Genomic DNA, 20,282 nt, shown 5'->3' with positions numbered 1-20,282 from the left:
TCCGCAGCCGTTGGTGCTGGCGCAGCCGTAACTGGTGCACTTGGTGCTGGATCAACCACAAGGTTACCGAAATACAAGTTATCAATATAAATTGTACCACCAGCATGATTTTGAGCGTCAAACTTAAACTGGAATACAGCAGTTAAATCAACGACACCATCAAAAGTACTTAATGGAATATCAACACTCTGCCAACCGCCTTGAGTAGTAGTTACTGTGTACGCTACTTCGTTACCTTCGCTAATAAGGAATACATCAAATGCAGTTGCATCGGCAGTCCAATAATCAAGGTGTAAAGATGCTTTACCAGACACATCTTGAGAGTCGAACTGTATGCCTTGATAGTTTAAGCCGGCCATTTTAAGAGTGCTATTACCTTCAATGCTCTCTACTGTAGTTACCGTCGCTTGACCCCAGTTAGGATTAGTATCAACCCCAGAAACTTGCGTATAGTCATCACTGAATACTGAAATCACATCGGCATCTGCTTCAGTTGGAACTGGAGCCGCAGCTATTGGCATTGTAGGTGCATCTATGGCAATTACACTGACTTCGTCAAGATAAACTGTGCCAACATCAGCGCCCATATCAAATATAACGCGGTTATTATCATCACCAAATTCTGGCGTAATTATATAGCTATAAGTAACCCAATCTGTTGTTAAAGCAACTGTTTCTACAATGTTTGTCCAAGGATCATAATTTAATCCAAGACCAGCAAGTATAGTGCGTTCCACATCAGCTTTGGCTTTAAAAGTAAGCTCATAAGTTTGGCTAGATACAAGAGTCATCACTTGACTTAAATTAACGTCCCATGCATTGCCTGCAGTTGCAACAGTAGCTTGGAAGAAACTATTATCACCTTCGGTTACGATAGTTCCTGTGTTTGGTGTAACCCAATTTGTTGCACCATCTTCAAATCCACTATTACCAACTAACTCAACTGGTCCTTCAGGGTCAACGGGGTCAACAGGGTCAACAGGATCAACCGGGTCAACAGGGTCAACAGGGTCAACTGAAACAACATTACTGAAATATAAGTTATCAATATATATTGTACCGCCTGTATGGTTTTGGGCATCAAACTTAAATTGGAATACATCGGTTAAATCAACTACGCCACTATATGTGCTTAGCGGTATATCAATACTTTGCCAGCCACCTTGAGACGTTGTTATCGTATAGCCAGTTTCGTTACCAGGGCTAATAAGGTATACATCAAATGCCGTTGCATCAGCAGTCCAATAATTGAGATGTAAATAGGTTTTACCTGAAACATCTTGTGATTCGAACTGTATACCTTGATAGTTTAATCCAGCCATTTTAAGAGTGCTATTACCTTCAATACTCTCTACTGTAGTTACCGTCGCTTGACCCCAATTAGGGTTAGTATCAACGCCTGTAACTTGCGTATAGTCATCACTGAAAATAGAAATTACATCTGCATCAGCTTCAGTAGGTACAGGAGCTGCAGTAGTTGGTTCTGTTGGCTGAGGATCAACAGGGTCAACAGGTTCTACTGGATCATCATCGCCTTCAACTAATACTTTAATATTGTCAAAATACGCAGATACTTTACAACCAGCAACAGCACCACAAGCAGGTTGTAGCAATAATGAAACACCCCATTCAGTATCATTGCCCGCAATTAAATCAAAACTGTAATTTTTCCAGTCAGCAGATAAAGCCGTTTCTGTAAGGAATACATCTGTTTTACTTACACCCGCAGAGCCTTCACTGAACAGTATTGCATTAACAACACCGCCTGCACCTTCAAGAGTACCTTTCATATCAAAAGAAACAGTTATAGCTTGTCCTGGTGTTATTTCACCTTCACCAATTTTTGTCTGTTTGATAAACGGGTTTTCCGCTTCAGCTGCGATGATTTCAGCTAACCAGTTTCCTGATCCATCTTGCATCGCTGAAATGCTTGCACCTTCGGCTAACCAACCATCTAGGTTCGCTAATTCAAAATCTCCGTTTTCGACTAAGTCAACATCTGGTGTAACTGGGTCGACAGGGTCAACTGGATCAACTGGATCAACGGGGTCAACACTACCTGTAGGTACAATTTTTACATTGTCAAAATAAGCAGTAACTTCACAACCTGCTACTGCACCACAAGCTGCTTGCAGTAGTAATGAAACACCCCATTCAGGATTATCACCAGCGGTTACGTCAAAACTATAGCTAGTCCAGTCAGGAGTAATAGCAATAGGAGCTAACTGATCTGTTTTACTAACGCCTGCAGATGATTCAGTGAAAAGTAATGCGTTTACTACGCCACCATCACCTAATACACTTCCTTTCATATCAAATGAAACGGTTAATGCCTGTCCTGCGGTTATTACACCTTCACCAATCTTAGTTTGTTTCAAACCTGGGCTTTGTGCTTCTGGAGCAATTACTTTTGCAATAAATGCATCTGAGCCACCTTGTTCGATAGTTATGAAGTTATTTGTGCCACCCCAAACATCAGCATTGCCTAGCTCAAAGTCACCATTAACAACCAAATTTGCACCTGGTTCTACTGGATCAACAGGGTCTACCGGATCAACAGGATCTACAGTGGCAGTTCCTGAAAAATATAAGTTATCAACATAAATAGTACCACCAGTATGATTTTGAGCATCAAATTTGAACTGGAATACATCAGTTAAATCAACGACACCATCAAAAGTACTTAATGGAATATCAACACTCTGCCAGCCGCCTTGAGTGGCTGTAACTGTATAGGCTACTTCGTTACCTGGGCTAATAAGAAATACATCAAATGCCGTAGCATCAGCTGTCCAATAATCAAGGTGTAAAGTTGTTTTACCTGAAACATCTTGAGAGTCGTATTGTATACCTTGATAGTTTAAGCCAGCCATTTTAAGCGTGCTATTACCTTCAATGCTCTCTATTGTAGTTACAGTCGCTTGGCCCCAATCAGGGTTAGTATCAACGCCTGTGATTTGTGTATAGCCATCACTAAATACTGAAATCACATCTGCGTCAGCCTCTGTTGGTGATGGAGCTGCAGTTGTTGGTGCTGTTGGGTCTGGGTCAACAGGATCGACAGGGTCAACTGGAGCTAATGATACGGTAATTGAAAATGACTGAGATACTTCTTTATCGCCATCACTAACTTTTAATGTGACAGAATGGTCACCCACGTCTTCGCTAGAAGGCGTTCCATATAATTCACCGGTATTTTCATTAAAATTTAACCAAATTGGTAATTCGGTTGCTGTTAGTGTTAAAGCTGTAGAATGTGTAGCGGTTAGCATATAGCTATACGCTGTATCTACTGTTGCATTAGAAATAATACTACTGGTAATAACTGGAACATCAGCTGATGGAGGTAGCGTCACTGTAATAGTAAATGTTTGTGAAACGCTATCAATGCCATCACTTACTCTGATCGAAACTTCATTTTCACCTGCGTTTGCCTCTGTTGGCATACCAGAAAAAACGCCAGTTTGTGAGTCAAATACAAGCCAACGAGGTAGCTTATCAACAAATATACTTAAATTTGCATCAGCATCAGCATCGCTTGCTAACAGCGTATAAGTATATGTTTTTCCCGCTTCAACGGTTAGTGGCGCAACACTTTTAATTGCCGGTGCGTTATTTATGATTACTACGGGTTCTTCTAAAACTTCTGCATCATCTGATGAGCTATCACCACCACAAGCTGTTAACGCTAATGCGACACTTGCCATGATCATGCTTCTTTTCAAATGGACTTTCTTGTGTACTAAAGCCATTATTTTCCCCACTGATTTTTTTAATTAATTTTTTTGAAGTTAAAAACGTCCAATATCACCATGAGACAAAGATTTTCAAGCAGCAACTTATAATCGGTGAATTGGGGGGCTAGATACGTTGAAGTGGAATTTGGGGAATTAGATGCTGTTATTTAGGGTTTTAATCATAGGATTTACTTCAAATTTCCCTTGTTTATATAAACAGGCAGTAAATTACTACATTAACCCTATTGCTAATTAGTAAGTAGATAAACCAATAGATATCATTATGTCCACTTCGTCTTTTAGAAAGTCCTTTTTATCTTTTTTGAGTATTTAACAACCAAGTAATGTTCTAGGTTGAAGGTATATATTCTAAATAGGCACAGAGAATTCAGATGATAATAAATAAAAAACTAATATTACCAGCACTATTATCCATGGTACTTGTGGGCTGTGGAGGCAGTAGTAATGATGACGTCGATGTTGATTCAACGCAAGTTGCTGATACAAACCAAGCAGCTGACACTATTGCACCAGTACTTACATTAATAGGCAGTGATACAGTAATTCTGTCATTTGGTGAGAGTTATTCTGATCAAGGGGTAACAGTTGTCGATAATGTAGATACTAATTTAGCGGTAACAACGACGGGTTCATATGATGTCAATACCGCAGGTACTTACACTATTACCTATACAGTAAGTGATAGTGCCGGTAACACTCGAACCATCAGTAGAACTATTATAGTTAAAGCTGAAGTTGGAGAAAATGAAGTCCCCGCCGGTAATGGTTATATTTTTGATTCGGCTAACGAAGACACTTTCTATATGCAGTATTGGGGTGATACTTGGGGAACCGAAACTGAATATACAGATCAACCGAGTGATACAACTTATGCTAAAGCATTAGAAATTTCTAAAAGTGCCAGCTGGGGAACAGTTGTTGCTTGGGGTAATGAGATTGAGAATACGATAAATATTTCCTCATATACTACGGCTAATTTTAAAGTGAAGACGGATACATTTGAGTCGGTGCAAGTGTTTGTTCAAAGCGCAACATTGCCAGAGTCTAATGTAGTTTATGATCTTACTACCGGGGTAGATTTAGGTAATGGCTGGGTTGAAATGCAAGTGCCTTTACCTGGTTTTACCGATATGACATGGTTTTCTCTTAACTTTATCGGCGATGATGGTACAACGGTGTTACTTGCTGATTTATATTTTACTGGGCCAAACGTTGAACCACCAGTTGTAGAGCCTCCAGTAGAGCCACAGGTAGAGCCGCCAGCGGGTGATGCTTATATTTTTGATTCAAATAATGATGATTCTTACTCTATGGAGTATTGGGGAGATGCTTGGGGAACTGGCACCGTATTTACCGACCAACCTAGCGATATGACTTATGCTAAAGCGTTAGAAATTAGCAAGAGTGATAGTTGGGGAACAGTTGTTGCTTGGGGTAATGAACCTGAAAATAGTATAGATATCTCAGCATATACTCACGCTAAATTTAAAGTAAAAACTGATTCGTTTGATTCTGTGCAGGTATTCGTACAAAGCAAGACACAGCCAGAGACCAACCTTTCTTATGATCTTTCTTCTGGAGTAGATTTAGGTAATGGCTGGGTTGAAATGCAAGTTGCTTTACCTGGTTTTACCGATATGACATGGTTTGCTCTTAACTTTATTGGTGATGCTGGCACGACAGTCTTATTAGCCGATGTACATTTCACCACATCTGGTGTGGTACCTCCGGTAGAACCTCCTGCGGGTGATGCTTATATTTTTGAGTCAGCTAATGAAGATTCTTATTTTATGGAGTACTGGGGAGATACATGGGGAACAGGCACCGCATATACAGATCAACCTACTGATAATACCTATGCTAAAGCATTAGAAATTAGTAAGAGTGATAGTTGGGGAACTGTTGTTGCTTGGGGTAATGAGCCTGAGAATGCGATAAATATTTCACCATATACTCATGCTAAATTTAAAGTAAAAACCAGTACTTTCGAACTTGTGCAAGTATTTGTGCAAAGCAAAACATTACCAGAATCTAACATTACTTATGATCTTAGTGCTGGAGTAGATTTAGGAAATGGCTGGGTTGAAATGCAAGTTGCTTTACCTGGTTTTACCGACATGACATGGTTTGCTCTGAACTTTACTGGTGATGCTGGCACTACCGTCTTATTAGCAGATTTATATTTCACAACCTTAGATGCAGAACCTGTGACAGGACCGCCAGAAGCTGCACCTGTTCCACCATCTTATGCTGATGAAGAAGTTATTGTTTTATATAGTGATTCATTAACTCAAGATAGCTTTATTGGTGTTTGGAATGCTAATTGGTGGAATGCACCAACATATTCAGAAGGCGATGTTGACGGCAACCATTTTGCTAAATATGAAATTACCGCTGGTGGAGTTGAAGGTGGAGTTACAGGTTTAGAGTTTGGTTATGAAAATGGTGAATTAGATGCATCATCAACAACAACGTTGAATTTTGACTTATTTGTAGAGTCGGGCATTTCTAGAGTTGAAGTACAATTAGTATCAAAAGATGGTGGTTCTAAATACACTATTGATAGCCCAACAACAGGCTCTTGGGTAACTTATGAGTTATTGTATTCTGACTTAATCGATAACGATGCTGAAGGCCCTGGCGTGCTTAACAGTGGCTTACTACAGAGTATTGGTATTCAGCTTTGGGGAGACGCAGGGCAAGCGGTTTATGTTGATAACATCTATTTCTCAGGTGAATCAATTTATTATGAGTTAGCTGTCACTGTAACTGATGCTGATAATGCTGTTTTACCTAATGCAAATGTCTCTGTTGGTAATGTTTCAGCAATGACAAACGCTTCTGGTGTCGCAGTACTAACGCTACCTGAAGGTGAACATAAGGTAGTTGTTGATGCTAACGGGTTTGGTGTTGCTCAAGGTAATAAAGTCATTGCTGGTGGCGATACAAGTTTATCTATTAGCGTTGTGCCATTAAATAGTGGTCCAGTTAGCGCAGCACCAGCGCCAACAGAAACTGACGCACAAGCATTTGTACTTTATAGTGATGCCTTAACCGTAGATAAGCCAATTTCTTATTGGTCGGATAACTGGTGGAATGCACCAACATTTTCTGAGATAACCATTGGTAATGACAAAATTGCAAAATTACAGATTATTCCTGATGGCGTTGCTGGCGGTGTTACCGGTATTCAATATGGTATTGAAGGAGGTGCTGTTGATGCATCAACGGCTACAGGTCTTCGCTTTAATATGTACGCAACTGCAGGTATAACTCAGGCTGTTTTCCAAATCGTGTCAAATTCAGGTCCGGGTATATCGACTATGTTACCTGTAGTAACCGAGCAATGGATAACTGTTGAATTACCATTTGCAAGTTTAGTTGATTCAACGGGTAATTTTGATCCAGCTAAGTTAACTCAACTAGGCGTGCAATTATGGGGTACAACTAGCGATGCTGTGTATATCGATAACATCTACTTTTATTGATAAATATAAAGCTCTTTAGTAAAGGGCTTACTAGTTAAAATAGTTTTAAATTAAAGCACTAGATTAATAATTTAGTGCTTTTTTATTATAGGTTTTAGTATTAATTCCATTGAATGTTAAAAACTCCTTATGTCCATTTAATCTCAGGGCAAATCCATTTCAGCTTTTCTATATTGCTAACTTTTAAAGCGTTTAATAGTGTATTTGCATTACTAATAATTATAGAAATAATAAAATGCGAATTTTTAGCAGCATCAAAACTCAATCCTTTAGACTCATTTCATTATTTATTGTTGCATTTGCAATGACAGCTTGTGGTGGTGGAGGAAGTACCGAGACAACTGAAGTTGAAGTGCTGCCTACGCCAGTTGAAAATACCGACAATAGCGAAGATAAAACAGATACCGAAGGTAGTGATGGTGAGCAAGAAAACGCAGATGACACAACTAATCTGCCAGAAGGAAATATTGATACAGATAATGACGGAATATTAGACACAGTTGATCAATGTTCAGATTCACTAGCTAATGTAATTGTAGACTCTGTCGGTTGTGCGGTATTAGATCAATTTTTAGAAGTTGCGGTAAATGATTCTAAATTAGTTGCTGGCGCTGATGCGAGTAAGCCCGGTTATACTTTGTATGTTTACGCCAGTGACTCTAGCAATAATGGCAGTGCTTGTAATGATGGTTGTGCAGTAAATTGGCCTCCAGTATTAGTAAGCGATAATACGGCAACAGGTGTAGATAACTTAACAACTGTGGTGCGAAAGGATGGTACTTTACAAGCTGCCTATAATGGTAAACCTTTATATTACTTTAGCTTAGATAATGCAGTAGGTGAACAACAAGGTAGTCGTGTAAATGGCTGGGATATTCAACCATATACGCAAGTAAACACCTTTGAGGAAGTGTCTGATAATGGCGTAAATTTAGTTGCTGGTAAAGATGCCTCTAACCCAGGATTTACACTTTATGTATTTGCAAATGATTTAATTAATGATGGCAGTGCATGTAACGGTGGATGTGCACTAAACTGGCCGCCTTTATTAGTTACCGATCTTGTGGCTAGCGGAGTTGATAATTTAACAACGGTTGTTCGTAACGATGGTGCATTACAAGCAGCATATGAAGGCAAGCCTTTATACTACTTCATTGGTGATCAAAGCCCAGGCGAGCAAAATGGCAACAGTATTAATGGTTGGAGTATACAAGAATATATACCTAGCTCAGACATTCTTGGCGACATAGTGCCTTTATATAATCAAGCTACAATTCAACAACCTGCCATCCTTTATGAAACTGCCGATGCAGTGGTGACTAAGTTTGCCGATCGTGGCAGAGACAGACATGCAAAAGAAGATCAATTCCAGCAATATGATCACTACTTATCGCACTATTGGACTCACCGTACTGCTCGAATAAAGTTTACTGATTATGTGGCCAAGGGTGGTTCGACAATTAAAGTTGAATGGGTATCTGAGTGGAAACTAGCTGCACTTGAATTTAGAGCTTGGTACTCAGGAATGAATACTGTCGCTGAATATCACGGCAATTATGAGCCTGAAGTTGTGGTTGAAGGCAAAGGGACATTCGACAATGATCTAGAACGAATAAGCACTAGTGGCGATCAATACAAATACTCATTAGTAATAAAAGACTACAGAGCACTCAATGGTAGTGTAGGTCCGCTTGCAATTGGCCAGCATATGGAAATAGAAATTAGTCAATTTTTAGATGGCGTACCTGAAGGTCGTGCTAACTATTATGGCACCACATATTTATATCAAGTGGGTAAAGGTGGCATGGTTCCATGGAAAACAGTTGGTGACTTTGCTATTAAATCAACAGAGCGTGAAAATTCACATCCAATTGATGTTGCAGGATGGTTAGGTGGTAACACCACGCTACCTTATCAATACACCAATGAGCCAAACGATCATTTTATGCAAATGGCGACAAATTTATCTACCGTTAATGGCCAGACATTTGTACTTGGCCGCAGAGTGTTACATACCTCATTTGTTGATGGTCAGCATGATGAAGATCCTGCCAACGGTAGGTTTAATGAATTATCAGGTAAAGCTGGGCCGCACTTTATCAATAGCAGTTGTACTAGCTGTCATGAGCGTAATGGGCGAGCAGCCCCTGCAGAAGTTGGAGAAAACTTAGATAAGTGGGTGTTTAAAATTGCCGACAGTAACGGTAACCCTGATGTAAATCGTGGCAGTGTTTTACAACCAAATACTGTGGGCAATGTAACGAGTGAAGGTACTGTTTCGATAGCCGCATGGAACGAAGCAAACGGTTTACGCTCACCTAGCTATCAATTTTCTAGTGGCACACCGGCTAAATTTTCTGCTCGCATCGCTCCGCAACTTGTGGGCTTGGGATTAATGGAAGCAATACCTGAAGCCGATATACTGGCTATGGAAGATATTGACGATAAAGTTGCACCATTTGGTATTTCAGGTAAGGCGCAAAAGCTAATAGACCCTGTAACTAAGCAAACTCGTTTGGGCCGATTTGGTTGGAAAGCGGGTACGAGTAGCATTGAACATCAAGTCGCAGCGGCTTTAAATACCGATATGGGGGTAATGACCAGCGTTCTTGCTACGCCTGATTGTGGAACAAATCAAAAAGCGCAAGGTAGCTGCGGAACTAATGACGTTGAATTAGCCGATGAGCATTTAGATAATTTAGTTAAGTATATTTCACTACTTGGTGTAAGAGCGCAAAGGGCCTTGGACGATCCACAAGTGCAAAATGGTAAAGCACTATTTGCTAGCATTGGCTGTGCCGATTGTCATACTCAAACACTAACAACTAGTGAGAACCATCCATTAAGAGAGCTTGCAGGACAAACTATTCATCCTTATACCGATATGCTTTTACATGATATGGGTGCTGGTTTAGCGGATAACTTAGGTGAAGGCCTTGCTACAGGCTCAGAATGGCGAACTACGCCTTTATGGGGCATAGGATTATCGGCATGTGTTACCGGTGGCGTTATTAACACTATAGGTGGTCAAGGCAATGAAGTATGTACGCCTGTACATAGTTATTTGCATGATGGTCGTGCGCGAACCATTGAGGAGGCTATTTTATGGCATGGTGGAGAAGGGCAATCCTCAAATACAAAATATCAACAACTGAGCAGTGATAATAAACAAGATTTATTGAAGTTCTTAAATTCCCTTTAACTTTTATTTAGTTATTTCTCGCCCCTTTGCCGCTAATAATACTATTATTAGTGGCTTTTTTTATGTTTTATCAATGCTGTTTATGAACAGGTAATTTGTGGAGTTAGTTTAAATTATCGATTTAACTTGTTTAACAATATTGCTCTTAGCTTGCGCGCGGTTAATTCATCAATAGGGTTTAACACTCCGCGTTGTTGCTGGGGAATATGGGTAGCTTCTTTGGGGTCAAAGACATAATGCTCAAATATATCACGCCAAGCATTTCTTTGTTCTTTTGGTAGGTCTTTAATTGCTAATAAAGCATGATTTAGAGCGTCCATTGGCGCACCTAAAAAATGATCTACTTGTCGCCACCAATAATTTACTAATACATTAATATCACTTAAGCCTTCAACATGATGCCACCACATACTTGGGATGAAAATCGCGTCGCCAGCTTCCAGCTCTGCTAATTGCGCATGCTCAAGTGCTGTGTTGAATTTAGGGAATTGATCAAAATCTACATTTTCAAAATCAACCAAACTTGCAGGCTGTCCTGCCGGAGTTAAGTCAATTGGCCCTATATATAAATTGTCGAGCTGATCTGGTGGAAATAAGGTAAACCTTCGTTTACCTGCAGCAACACAGGCTACATTGTCGGTAACATCATAGTGAGCGGCAATTCTTGATTGATTGCCAATCCAAGCACTTACAATTGGCTTGTCGCTAAGTTTGTCAATATCATTGTGCTTACGCAATTCAGGCATTATGTGGTTTATGGATGCAGAGCCAACATAATAACTATCGCTTTTGTCATCGTTAGCAGCGGCTGCTATTTGATCTAAGACTGTATCGAGCTGAGTTGTTTTACGAGTGTAGTTAAAGCCATCAAGAGTTTCATTATAAAAAAAACGACCAGCAACATTTGCTGGCGCTATCATAGCTTTTACAGGGTTTTGATTATAAAAGCGTTTAATGTAGTCAATTACTTCAATATCACAGCTCTGACTTGCTTTAACTAATGGCCAATCTTTAACTAAGCCCTTAAATATAAGGGGCGTAGTAGAGGTGAGTAACTCATCAGTTAACTCATCCGGTGATATGGTTAGTTGCTTTACTTGTTGTTTAATATTGAGCATAACGGTATTTATAATGACGCATTTTTCTTAGCGATTAAATCATTAAGGTTTGCTGTTGATGCCAGTATCATGTGCATTGCTTTGATGTATCCTTGTTGATGTAAGCTAGATAATACAGAGCCATCTAATTTAGCTAGATTCTCACTATTAATGGTATACAAACTATTAAGAGCAATTGAATTTTCATCTTTTAGAGTGATATTAACATTAACACTTTCAATCAAATCATGTTCGAGTAAAACTTCTATAAAGCGCTTAGTTTGTTCATGGCCATTATTAATTTCGTTAAGAATTGTGGCTGCTTGCTGTAAAAATTCTGTTTGCCCGCCTTGAGGTAGAAATACCGGTTCGCCCATAGTTGTACTTATTCTTGGGCTATCCATGTCAACATGTATCATGGCTTCTTGCTTAATTTCGCCATCAATTTCCTGTTCACTAAAACCAATTAAAAATGGGCGTCTGCGAATAGTTAATGGGATATAACTCGCGTGCCAACCATTATCATCAAGATATAAGTTTTCATCGGCGCTTAAACCAAATAAAGCGATACATTCAAATTGACCTGTATTGGTGTTTTTGCGGAAAAAAATAGGGTAATCACCTTGTACTAAATCTATCTCACTTAGCATAATTCCAGTGTAACTGGCGGTATCACCATATTTAGGGTGGTGTTCGCAAATAATATGTAAGTCTTTATGGGTAATATTATTTAATAATTGGTGATTGCTCATGCTACATCCTAGGCTTTTTATTATTTGGTTTGTTTACCAATCTAACATTAGATTTTTTGTAAACCAAACTCTTTAATTTTATTAATTAAATCTCGGTTACTTGGCAATACGCTAAGTAATTTATGGCTTAATTTTGCATTTTTCTGAAAGTTTTCCATCGCGGTATCGATCATGGATTTTTGTTTGGCACTTAATGGTTGCTCAGTTTTAAAGCCCATACCATACAATACATATTGATAGCTTGCCGATGGAAATACTTCGTCCACTTGGGTGAAATCTTGATGATAAGGTGATTGATACTTCCATAGCGTTAATAAGTCTTGCAACTCTGTAGGTATGGATTCAGGATCACAGTTATCACGCCAATACTCGGTATCGGTGCGCTTAGTTAAAATATAGTGCAACTTGAGAAAATCGATTATGCGATCCCAGCGATACAAGAATTTATCGTTAAATCGTTTGGCAACAATATCCATAACCTGACGATTAGCTGGTAATTGCTCACTTATCATAGCTGCACTTAATTCAACAAGTACTAACGCCGAGGCTTCTAAAGGCTCTAAAAATCCAGCAGACAAGCCAACCGCAACACAATTTTTATGCCAAAATTTTTGCCTATGACCAGGCTCAATTGGTATTTTACGAAACTCTAATTGATCGGCTTTATCACCGACACTCTCACGAATATATTCGCGTAACTCATCAGCCGCTTGCTCGTCGCTAATATGACGAGAAGAGTAGACATGACCAACACCACGGCGAGATGGTAAACCTATATCCCAGATCCAACCAGCGCTTTGACCGGTAGAGATAGTGTGTGAGGCGATAGGGCTTTGTTCTGACTCATATGGTACATGTACAGCAAGGGCACTATCATTGAACAAAATATGCTTTTTACTGATAAAGGGCACTTGGTAATGCTTACCCAGTAATAGCGAAGAAAAACCGCTGCAATCAACAAATAGATCGCCTTCGATATCCTCTTGGTTTTTACAAGATAATGATTTTATATCACCACTTTCATTATTGTTGATGCTAACTACATGGTCAAGAATATGCTTAACACCGAGTTTTTTTGTGCAATGATTTTGTAGAAAAACAGCAAACTTTCCGGCATCTAAGTGGTAAGCATAATTGGCAATATGAGCATATTCTGGTGTGGTATTTTGTTTTGGCGCTAAACCATGATCACATAAATGTCCTTGAAAGCTGACCGCATTAGTAAAGGTCACTTTATCTGATTGTGGTTGCCAAAAAGGGGCTAAATTTATATCAGCATAACCTTGTGGCAAAACCAGTGGATGATAATAGAAATCATCTTCTTTACCTGTGACCCATTTAGCAAATTTGGCACCTTGTTTAAATGATGCATCACATTGGCGGATAAAGTCTGTTTCAGTTACCCCTATCTTTTCTAATGTACCGCGCATCGTTGGCCAAGTACCTTCACCAACACCAACAGGTTTTACATCTGGAGACTCAACTAGGCAAACTTCAACATCGCTATTACCATCAGCGCTATGCTCTGCTGCAATGATACCTGCTGTTAACCAACCAGCAGTGCCGCCACCAACAATAACTATACGCTTAATTTCTTGATTCAAAAGGGTAAATACTCCCAAATAAATTTAACTGTTAAAGGTATAATAGGCCCGATTGATTTAACAATCTAGGCCTATTTATTTTATTTAACTAACGGTTAAATTGACTATTTAAATGTGTAACGAGCACCTAAAGTGTATCGTGGACCATATTGGCGAGCGAATAAGAATTGCTCTTCATAACGGCCAAAACCTTGCTCAGTTTCATTATTTAAATTAACACCTTCAAAAAATACAGTGAACTGTTCATTAATGTCATAGTTAACACTTGCATCCCATTGGCCATATTCTTTAGCAAACTGTGGAGGAGCATCGGCTGAACCACCAGCTTGTCCAACACCAATAAGATATTCATCACGCCATGCGTAAGTTATTTTCACTGAGATGCCATCTTTTTCATAGAATGCCTGGAAGTTAGCCGAATCACTTAGCCCATTTAATGGTGCTTGTTCTTCACCACCTACTTGAGAAACATCGTATTCAACGTCACCGTCAACAAAGGTCGCGTTAATTGCGGTACCAAAGCCTGTTTCACCAAAGAAATGCTGAAGAGCTACTTCGATACCATCAACTTTTTTAGTATCGCCATTAGCTGGTTGTGATACATCCCATACGGTTAAAGGGTCAGCATCGACTTGTTCCACTTGGCCCAAGGCATTACCACCGCCATTTGCAACTATGTGGTTGAATATTTCTTCCTCAGTAGCACCTGCGCCTAATTCAGCTCGAGCTGCTTCTGCACGAGGACCAATATACGGGTCACGTAAGCCATCAACGGTTATTTGCGAACTACTATTAGAGATGAAGTTTTTTACATCTTTTTGGAACCAACCAATAGATGCATAACTTCCTTCGGCATAGTAATACTCTAACGATAGATCGATATTTGTCGACTCAAAAGGTTCTAAGTTGGTATTACCAGAGCTACCAGTACGAGATCCCGGTTTAGGAGAAGATGAAAGTGTGCGAACACCGGCTAGGTTACCTAAAGGTGCGCGACTGATTGTTTTACCGGTAGAGAATCGACCCACTATGTCATCGGTGATATCTACTTTAATATCAAAACTTGGTAAAAATACATCATGCTTACCTGTTGTTTCAACTAAACCAAAGCCATCTTGATAAGCCAAATTCCACTCGGTAGCACTTATCCAAATCAGTTTGTCTTCAACGTTTTGTCTAACGGTACTGGTAACATCCGTTTCTTCGTATCTAAAGCCAAAATTTACATCAACTGGAAAGTCGTACACATCAAAATAGAGTGCTGCTTGCACATAGACCGCGGTAGTTTCTTCTTCTACTTTAGCATAAGACTCTCGATGATTTGGGTTAACTGAACTTGGCGCCCAAGGATCTGTTTCAAAGTTAGGGAAGAATGCATCCATTCTAGATACGGCTTCGTTGAAATTGTAATCATAGTAATAGTTGGTAGTAAGATCGCTACCACCACCACTTAATTCATCTAAAAATCCGCCGGTACTGGTTCTAGTAAACATGCTGTCAGGGAATACAGCCCCATCTGATGCATAACCAACAGGCCCTTGTTGACCAGTAGTTGCAAAACTACCTTCTATTGATTGATCGGTATAAGATGCACCAAAGCTTATGTTTACTAAGAAGCCGTCATATGGGTTTTCCCAAATACCATCAAGTTGTAATTGGTCAATTTCAGACTCGCCAGTATTGACCATAAACTCACCAAATTGAGCTTCGTAATCAGCTGGATTTGCTTCTTCTGCACCATTTGGCCAAAACAGCTCTATTTGTGGAACTTCACCACCTTGGTATGAATAGCTTTTAGAGTCTAGATTATTAGCACCTAAAATTAAGAATGGGTTAGAACCACTACCACTATCAGCACCATCATTAAAATCGTTAGTCGAGTTATGATAATCAAGCTCAAGACCAAGGTTGTCAGTTACTTGCCACTCAAAATTAAGACCAATTGATTCCGCTTCAACTTCTGTAGTGTTTTGACGAGTTGTGTGAGCGTAATCATTATTTGCTTCATTAAAGTAAACCGCTGTACCATTTTCATCAAGTTCATACTCATTGATGTTACCGCCGTATACGAACCACACACCAAAAGCTAAAGATTCATTGGCTGTTTTTGCTTTTGAAGCAGTATAATCAACAGTTGTAATGAAATTATCAGTAGGTGCATATTGTAACGTTAACTGACCATTAGTTCGGCTTCTTTCGACGTTGGCAAAGTTGTAACCCATATTTCGAGGGAAGAAAGTATTTCCTAATTTGTTGCCTTCTAAATCTTCTGGACGGTTATCAATCGCATTTTCACCGCTTGCAGCACCCGTTGATACATCCGCTTGCCAACCGTCAATTTGCGCACTTTGCTGTTGGAAATCACGCTCTTGATGAGAGAATGATAAAGCCACACCAAAAGTTTCATCAGAAAAAGTATTACTAAAAATACCCGCTATTTCAGGGGTAACATCATCACCTTCTTCATTCGATGTATCATGTATCGCTTTACCTGTTAAAGAGTATTTTAGGCCTGGAGAATCTAGAGGGCGAGTAGTAACTATATTTACTGTTGCACCCAAGCCTCCACTTGGAGTATCGGCTCTAGCTGTTTTGATAACTTCTAATGTGCTAACACCTTCGGAAGATAAATTCTCAAGATTATATGAGCGAGAGTTACCAGTACCTGGCATTGAACGCCCATTTAATGTAACTAAGTTAAATGATGGACCAAAACCACGTACTGTGATCTGACTACCTTCACCATTGGCACGGCTTACCGAAACACCGGTAATACGTTGCAGTGATTCCGCTAAGTTTGTGTCTGGAAATTTACCCATTTCCTCAGAAGATATTGCATCAACAACACCCGAACTGCTACGTTTTAAATCTGAAGAGCGAACTAATGAACCGCGCATACCTGATACTTCAATGACTTCAATTTCATCTTCATTTGTATCAGCAACAATATTTGCAGCTTCAGCGTTTGCATCTTCTTCGGCATAGGTTGGTGCTACAACACTGCTACCTAATAACATAGATATTGCGACAGCAAGTTGTTTTTTATTAAAGTTAACTTGTTTCATATTTTCCTACTTATTTTTTAAGTATTTATGTTCAATGTCTTGCTAGCGTATGTCTTAATTTATTTGTAGTTTTAGAGCCACACCTAGCACATTAATATTCTTTTAAATAACCCTTTTAGGGTTTCTATGGGTTAGCGATTTTTAGATTATCGATTCGATAAACTGCACCTTCGCCTGTATCCCATAGAGGGAATATCATCACGACATCGATGTCGCTAATATCAAGTCCCGCATTAGCAATATCGTCTAAAGCAAATGTATAGGTTTGCCATTGCCCAGTAACAGGTGCAACACCTTCATTACTGTCTGTTAATGCCAACTCTACAGCTTTACCGCCATTGTCAGGACCGCCGCCACTTTCAATTTTAAATAACCAATATGAGCTAGCATCATTTGGTGCATTAACCACTTTCATTTCAAATTGCACCACGCCTTGGCTTAATAATGCGCTAGCGTCAAAGTTGGCATCACCGCCGCCAATACCTGAGCGAGTGTTTAACCCCATTACTGTAGGTTGTGCGCCGATAGTAAATTCAGCAACCATATTATGGTCTGCATCATCTATTTCTAATGATGGAGTAGTACCACCACAACAATCCCACAACACCCAACCAGTGGCAGCCATATCAGCGAATAACGTTCCCGGAGCTGGTGTGTTATCTTCTCCTGTTGGTGGCGTAGAATCGTCGTCTGAGCTTTCACCACTTGGAGAATAAATTCTTGCATTATCAACGCGATATACTGCACCTTCACCTAAGCCCCATGAAGGGAATATCATGATGGTAGTAATATCATCAATCGCTATACCGGCAGCAGCTAAATCAGAAAGTTTGAATGTATAGGTTTGCCATTCGCCCACTGTTGGCGCTACAGCTTCTTCACTTTCAGTTAAGTTATATTCAGCAGCCGCACCTTCATTACCGTTTTCAACACCACCTGTGCTTTCAACTTTGAATAACCAAACTGCTTCAGAGTTTGTTGGTGGCGTAACTAGTTTCATATCAAATTGCACAACACCATCTGAGATGATTGCTGAGCCATCGAACGCTTTATCTGGTTCGCTAGCAGTAAAGCCCATAACGGTTGCTTGTGAACCGATTACAAACTCAACCGTGTTACCGTTATCACCATCTGTTTGCTCAGTTGGTGTTGAACCTCCACAACAATCCCAAGGAGCCCAATCAGGGTTTGGTCCATCTTCAAATAGAGTTAGTTCAGGAGTATTTGGACCAGAGCCAACAACGCCTTCTTGAGCAATTGTTACGTTATCTACTCTATATACGGCGCCTGAGCCAGAGCCCCAGGTAGGGAAGAGCATTAATACATCGATGTTGGTTAAATCTAAACCTTTGTCAGAAAGAGATTGCAAACTAAAGGTATAAGTTTGCCATTCGCCTGTTACTGGCGCTAAACCTTCAACGCTTTCTGTCACTCTTAATTCGACAGCTTCTTCAGCTCCATTGGATTCGATTTTAAACCACCATTCTGCGCTTGAATTGCTTGGTGGTGTTACAACTTTCATTTCAAAACTAACATTGCCGGCGTCAATCATTGGAGAAGCGTCAAAACCAAGTGGCGCATCAGACTCAAACACATTAAAACCCATTACTGTATTTGTATCGCCAATTGAAAATTCGACTACCTCACCGTGAGCTTCATCATCAGTTTGAATCGTTGGTTCAATTTCACCATTATCGCCCCATATTGGCCAACTCGGATTCTCAACGGTATCAAAGATGGTTAAATTAACAGCTACGCCTGTTGAAGGAGGTCTAGGAATTGGCGCAGCGCCGGTAACTAATGCATCATCTGCGTCTTTATATCCAGCTCGAACCGTTTCACAGCCTTTACCTGTTTCAGGATTGGCTGAACATTCGTAAACGCGAACATAATCAATTACAAATGCTTGGCCGTTAGCGAATGCTGCAGGGTCAATACCACCATCATTAACGTTGCCGGCCCAATCGCCACCAACAGCTAAATTAAGTAATAAATGAAAATCTTGGTCAAATGGAGCTGCGTCCCAATGAGTTTCTAACTCACCAGTTACAAGGTTGTAATATTCGGTATACCAACCACGATGTCTTAAACCAACAGCTTGATCTTTAGAGTTATATCTAACATCCGATGCCATTTGTGTTTGATATAAATAACCATCGACATACCAACGAATTTCGCCTTCTTGCCATTCTATTGCATAAGTATGAAATTCATCAGCAGGGTTAAGTCCGGAAGGTAATGAATAAGCTTTACCTGATTCATCGTTTTTAGGCCAGGCTTTACCGTAATGTAATGTGCCATATACATTAGACTCAGTAACTCCCTCATCGTTGATAGTTTTTAAGTTCACAGTCTCGACAATGTCAATCTCACCAGACTTTGGCCAGCCACCATAAACTTCATCTGTCGGTAACATCCAAAAGGCTGGCCATGTACCTTGTCCAAATGGCATTTTTGCACGCATTTCAAAGCGTCCATATTTCCAGTCGCCTAAATTTTTAGTACTTAAGCGTGCTGAAGTATAATCTTTCTCTGACGTATCGTTTGCAGGGAGAGCTACAATATTTAAGTTGCCATCAGCAACGAATGAGTTTTCAGGGCTGTCGGTGTAACACTGATTTTCGTTGTTACCCCCACCTGCACAATTTACTTCATGAAACCATTTGTCTGGGTCGATAGTGTCACCGTCAAACTCATCGCTCCATACCATTTTCCAATCTGAACTTAACTTGTTATCAGTAACTATTTTACCTGTCGGCGCTGGTTGTACAAAATCTACTGCATTGAAATCTGTTTTGGTTTCTGTGTCATCACAGCCAAATAAGGCTAGGGTAACTGATGCGCTGATTAAAGTTGCGAAAGCGTGTGACTTTCGTTTTACGCTACCTGTTGTCTTCATGTTATCTCCCCAAGAGATGTGAATATTATTGTTCTATATATTGATAAAAACTTAATTAACGCTTGCGATGAAAAACTTACTTATTTATGTAAATAGTCGTCTTAGTGTTAACTGCTTGTAAATTCCTTATTGTTAGTGGTAGCACAGATATTTTTCATTAAAAATTAAAATACGGTAAAGCGGATTGGGGAAAAGTTAAAACGGACTAGCCTCTAAATAATTTAAAAAAGTTCAATGATTTTAATTGTTCGAGCTTATTTACTCGCTTTGTAAATAAGCCTCTAAATAATTTTTAAAGTTCTTCTGGTCGCAAACCGAGTCCGTTTTAACTTGTTTTGATTGCGCAAATAAATTTGAAGATTCATGTTTGCTTTATTGAAGATTGTGATAGTTAAAACTTACGCAACTAATTAAAAG

8 protein-coding genes are annotated in these 20,282 nt (G+C 39.7%); 2 read left to right on the top strand and 6 right to left on the bottom strand.

Going from position 1 to position 20,282, the window contains the following annotated elements:
- Positions 1–3,752: putative Ig domain-containing protein (locus FNN08_RS15945; RefSeq protein ID WP_185962700.1), on the bottom strand; the 3,752-nt coding region annotated here is incomplete at its 3' end.
- A gap of 377 nt (positions 3,753–4,129) precedes the next feature.
- Here FNN08_RS15945 and FNN08_RS15940 point away from each other — a divergent pair.
- Together FNN08_RS15940 and FNN08_RS15935 are read left to right on the top strand one after the other, a co-directional pair.
- The gene (locus tag FNN08_RS15940) at positions 4,130–7,246 is read left to right on the top strand and encodes an immunoglobulin-like domain-containing protein (RefSeq protein ID WP_143587481.1); all 3,117 of its coding nucleotides are present in this window, start codon (positions 4,130–4,132) and stop codon (positions 7,244–7,246) included.
- 235 nt (positions 7,247–7,481) lie between these two features.
- Positions 7,482–10,448 carry a di-heme oxidoredictase family protein gene (locus tag FNN08_RS15935; protein WP_143587480.1) on the top strand — a complete coding sequence of 989 codons (2,967 nt, stop codon included), beginning with the start codon at positions 7,482–7,484 and terminating at the stop codon, positions 10,446–10,448.
- A gap of 113 nt (positions 10,449–10,561) precedes the next feature.
- Here the strand turns inward: FNN08_RS15935 and FNN08_RS15930 are convergent, their stop codons facing one another.
- The 5 genes from FNN08_RS15930 to FNN08_RS15910 all read right to left on the bottom strand — a co-directional run bounded on the left by FNN08_RS15930 (position 10,562) and on the right by FNN08_RS15910 (position 19,865).
- Positions 10,562–11,566: a cupin-like domain-containing protein gene (locus FNN08_RS15930; protein WP_143587479.1), complete on the bottom strand. Its 1,005-nt coding sequence runs from the start codon at positions 11,564–11,566 to the stop codon at positions 10,562–10,564.
- Between the two features lie 8 nt (positions 11,567–11,574).
- Complete coding sequence (locus FNN08_RS15925; protein WP_143587478.1) at positions 11,575–12,297, bottom strand: SapC family protein; 723 nt, start codon at positions 12,295–12,297, stop codon at positions 11,575–11,577.
- Positions 12,298–12,344: 47 nt separating this feature from the next.
- Complete coding sequence (locus FNN08_RS15920; protein WP_143587477.1) at positions 12,345–13,901, bottom strand: tryptophan halogenase family protein; 1,557 nt, start codon at positions 13,899–13,901, stop codon at positions 12,345–12,347.
- Positions 13,902–14,005: 104 nt separating this feature from the next.
- Complete coding sequence (locus FNN08_RS15915) at positions 14,006–16,966, bottom strand: TonB-dependent receptor (RefSeq protein WP_143587476.1); 2,961 nt, start codon at positions 16,964–16,966, stop codon at positions 14,006–14,008.
- A 124-nt stretch (positions 16,967–17,090) separates the two neighbouring features.
- The gene (locus FNN08_RS15910) at positions 17,091–19,865 is read right to left on the bottom strand and encodes a family 16 glycosylhydrolase (RefSeq protein ID WP_143587475.1); all 2,775 of its coding nucleotides are present in this window, start codon (positions 19,863–19,865) and stop codon (positions 17,091–17,093) included.
- Positions 19,866–20,282: the final 417 nt, after the last annotated feature.

Origin of the sequence: Thalassomonas sp. M1454 (assembly GCF_007097525.1) — a bacterium.
Lineage (GTDB): Bacteria > Pseudomonadota > Gammaproteobacteria > Enterobacterales > Alteromonadaceae > Thalassotalea_A.
The sequence above is the reverse complement of the archived record's forward strand: the minus strand, read 5'-3'. Positions and strand labels throughout refer to the sequence as shown.

Coding starts and splice junctions, on each gene's coding strand:
- FNN08_RS15910 (WP_143587475.1), bottom strand. CDS start 19,865: ATGAAGACAACAGGTAGCGTAAAACGAAAGTCACACGCTTTCGCAACT.
- FNN08_RS15940 (WP_143587481.1), top strand. CDS start 4,130: ATGATAATAAATAAAAAACTAATATTACCAGCACTATTATCCATGGTA.
- FNN08_RS15925 (WP_143587478.1), bottom strand. CDS start 12,297: ATGAGCAATCACCAATTATTAAATAATATTACCCATAAAGACTTACAT.
- FNN08_RS15935 (WP_143587480.1), top strand. CDS start 7,482: ATGCGAATTTTTAGCAGCATCAAAACTCAATCCTTTAGACTCATTTCA.
- FNN08_RS15915 (WP_143587476.1), bottom strand. CDS start 16,966: ATGAAACAAGTTAACTTTAATAAAAAACAACTTGCTGTCGCAATATCT.
- FNN08_RS15930 (WP_143587479.1), bottom strand. CDS start 11,566: ATGCTCAATATTAAACAACAAGTAAAGCAACTAACCATATCACCGGAT.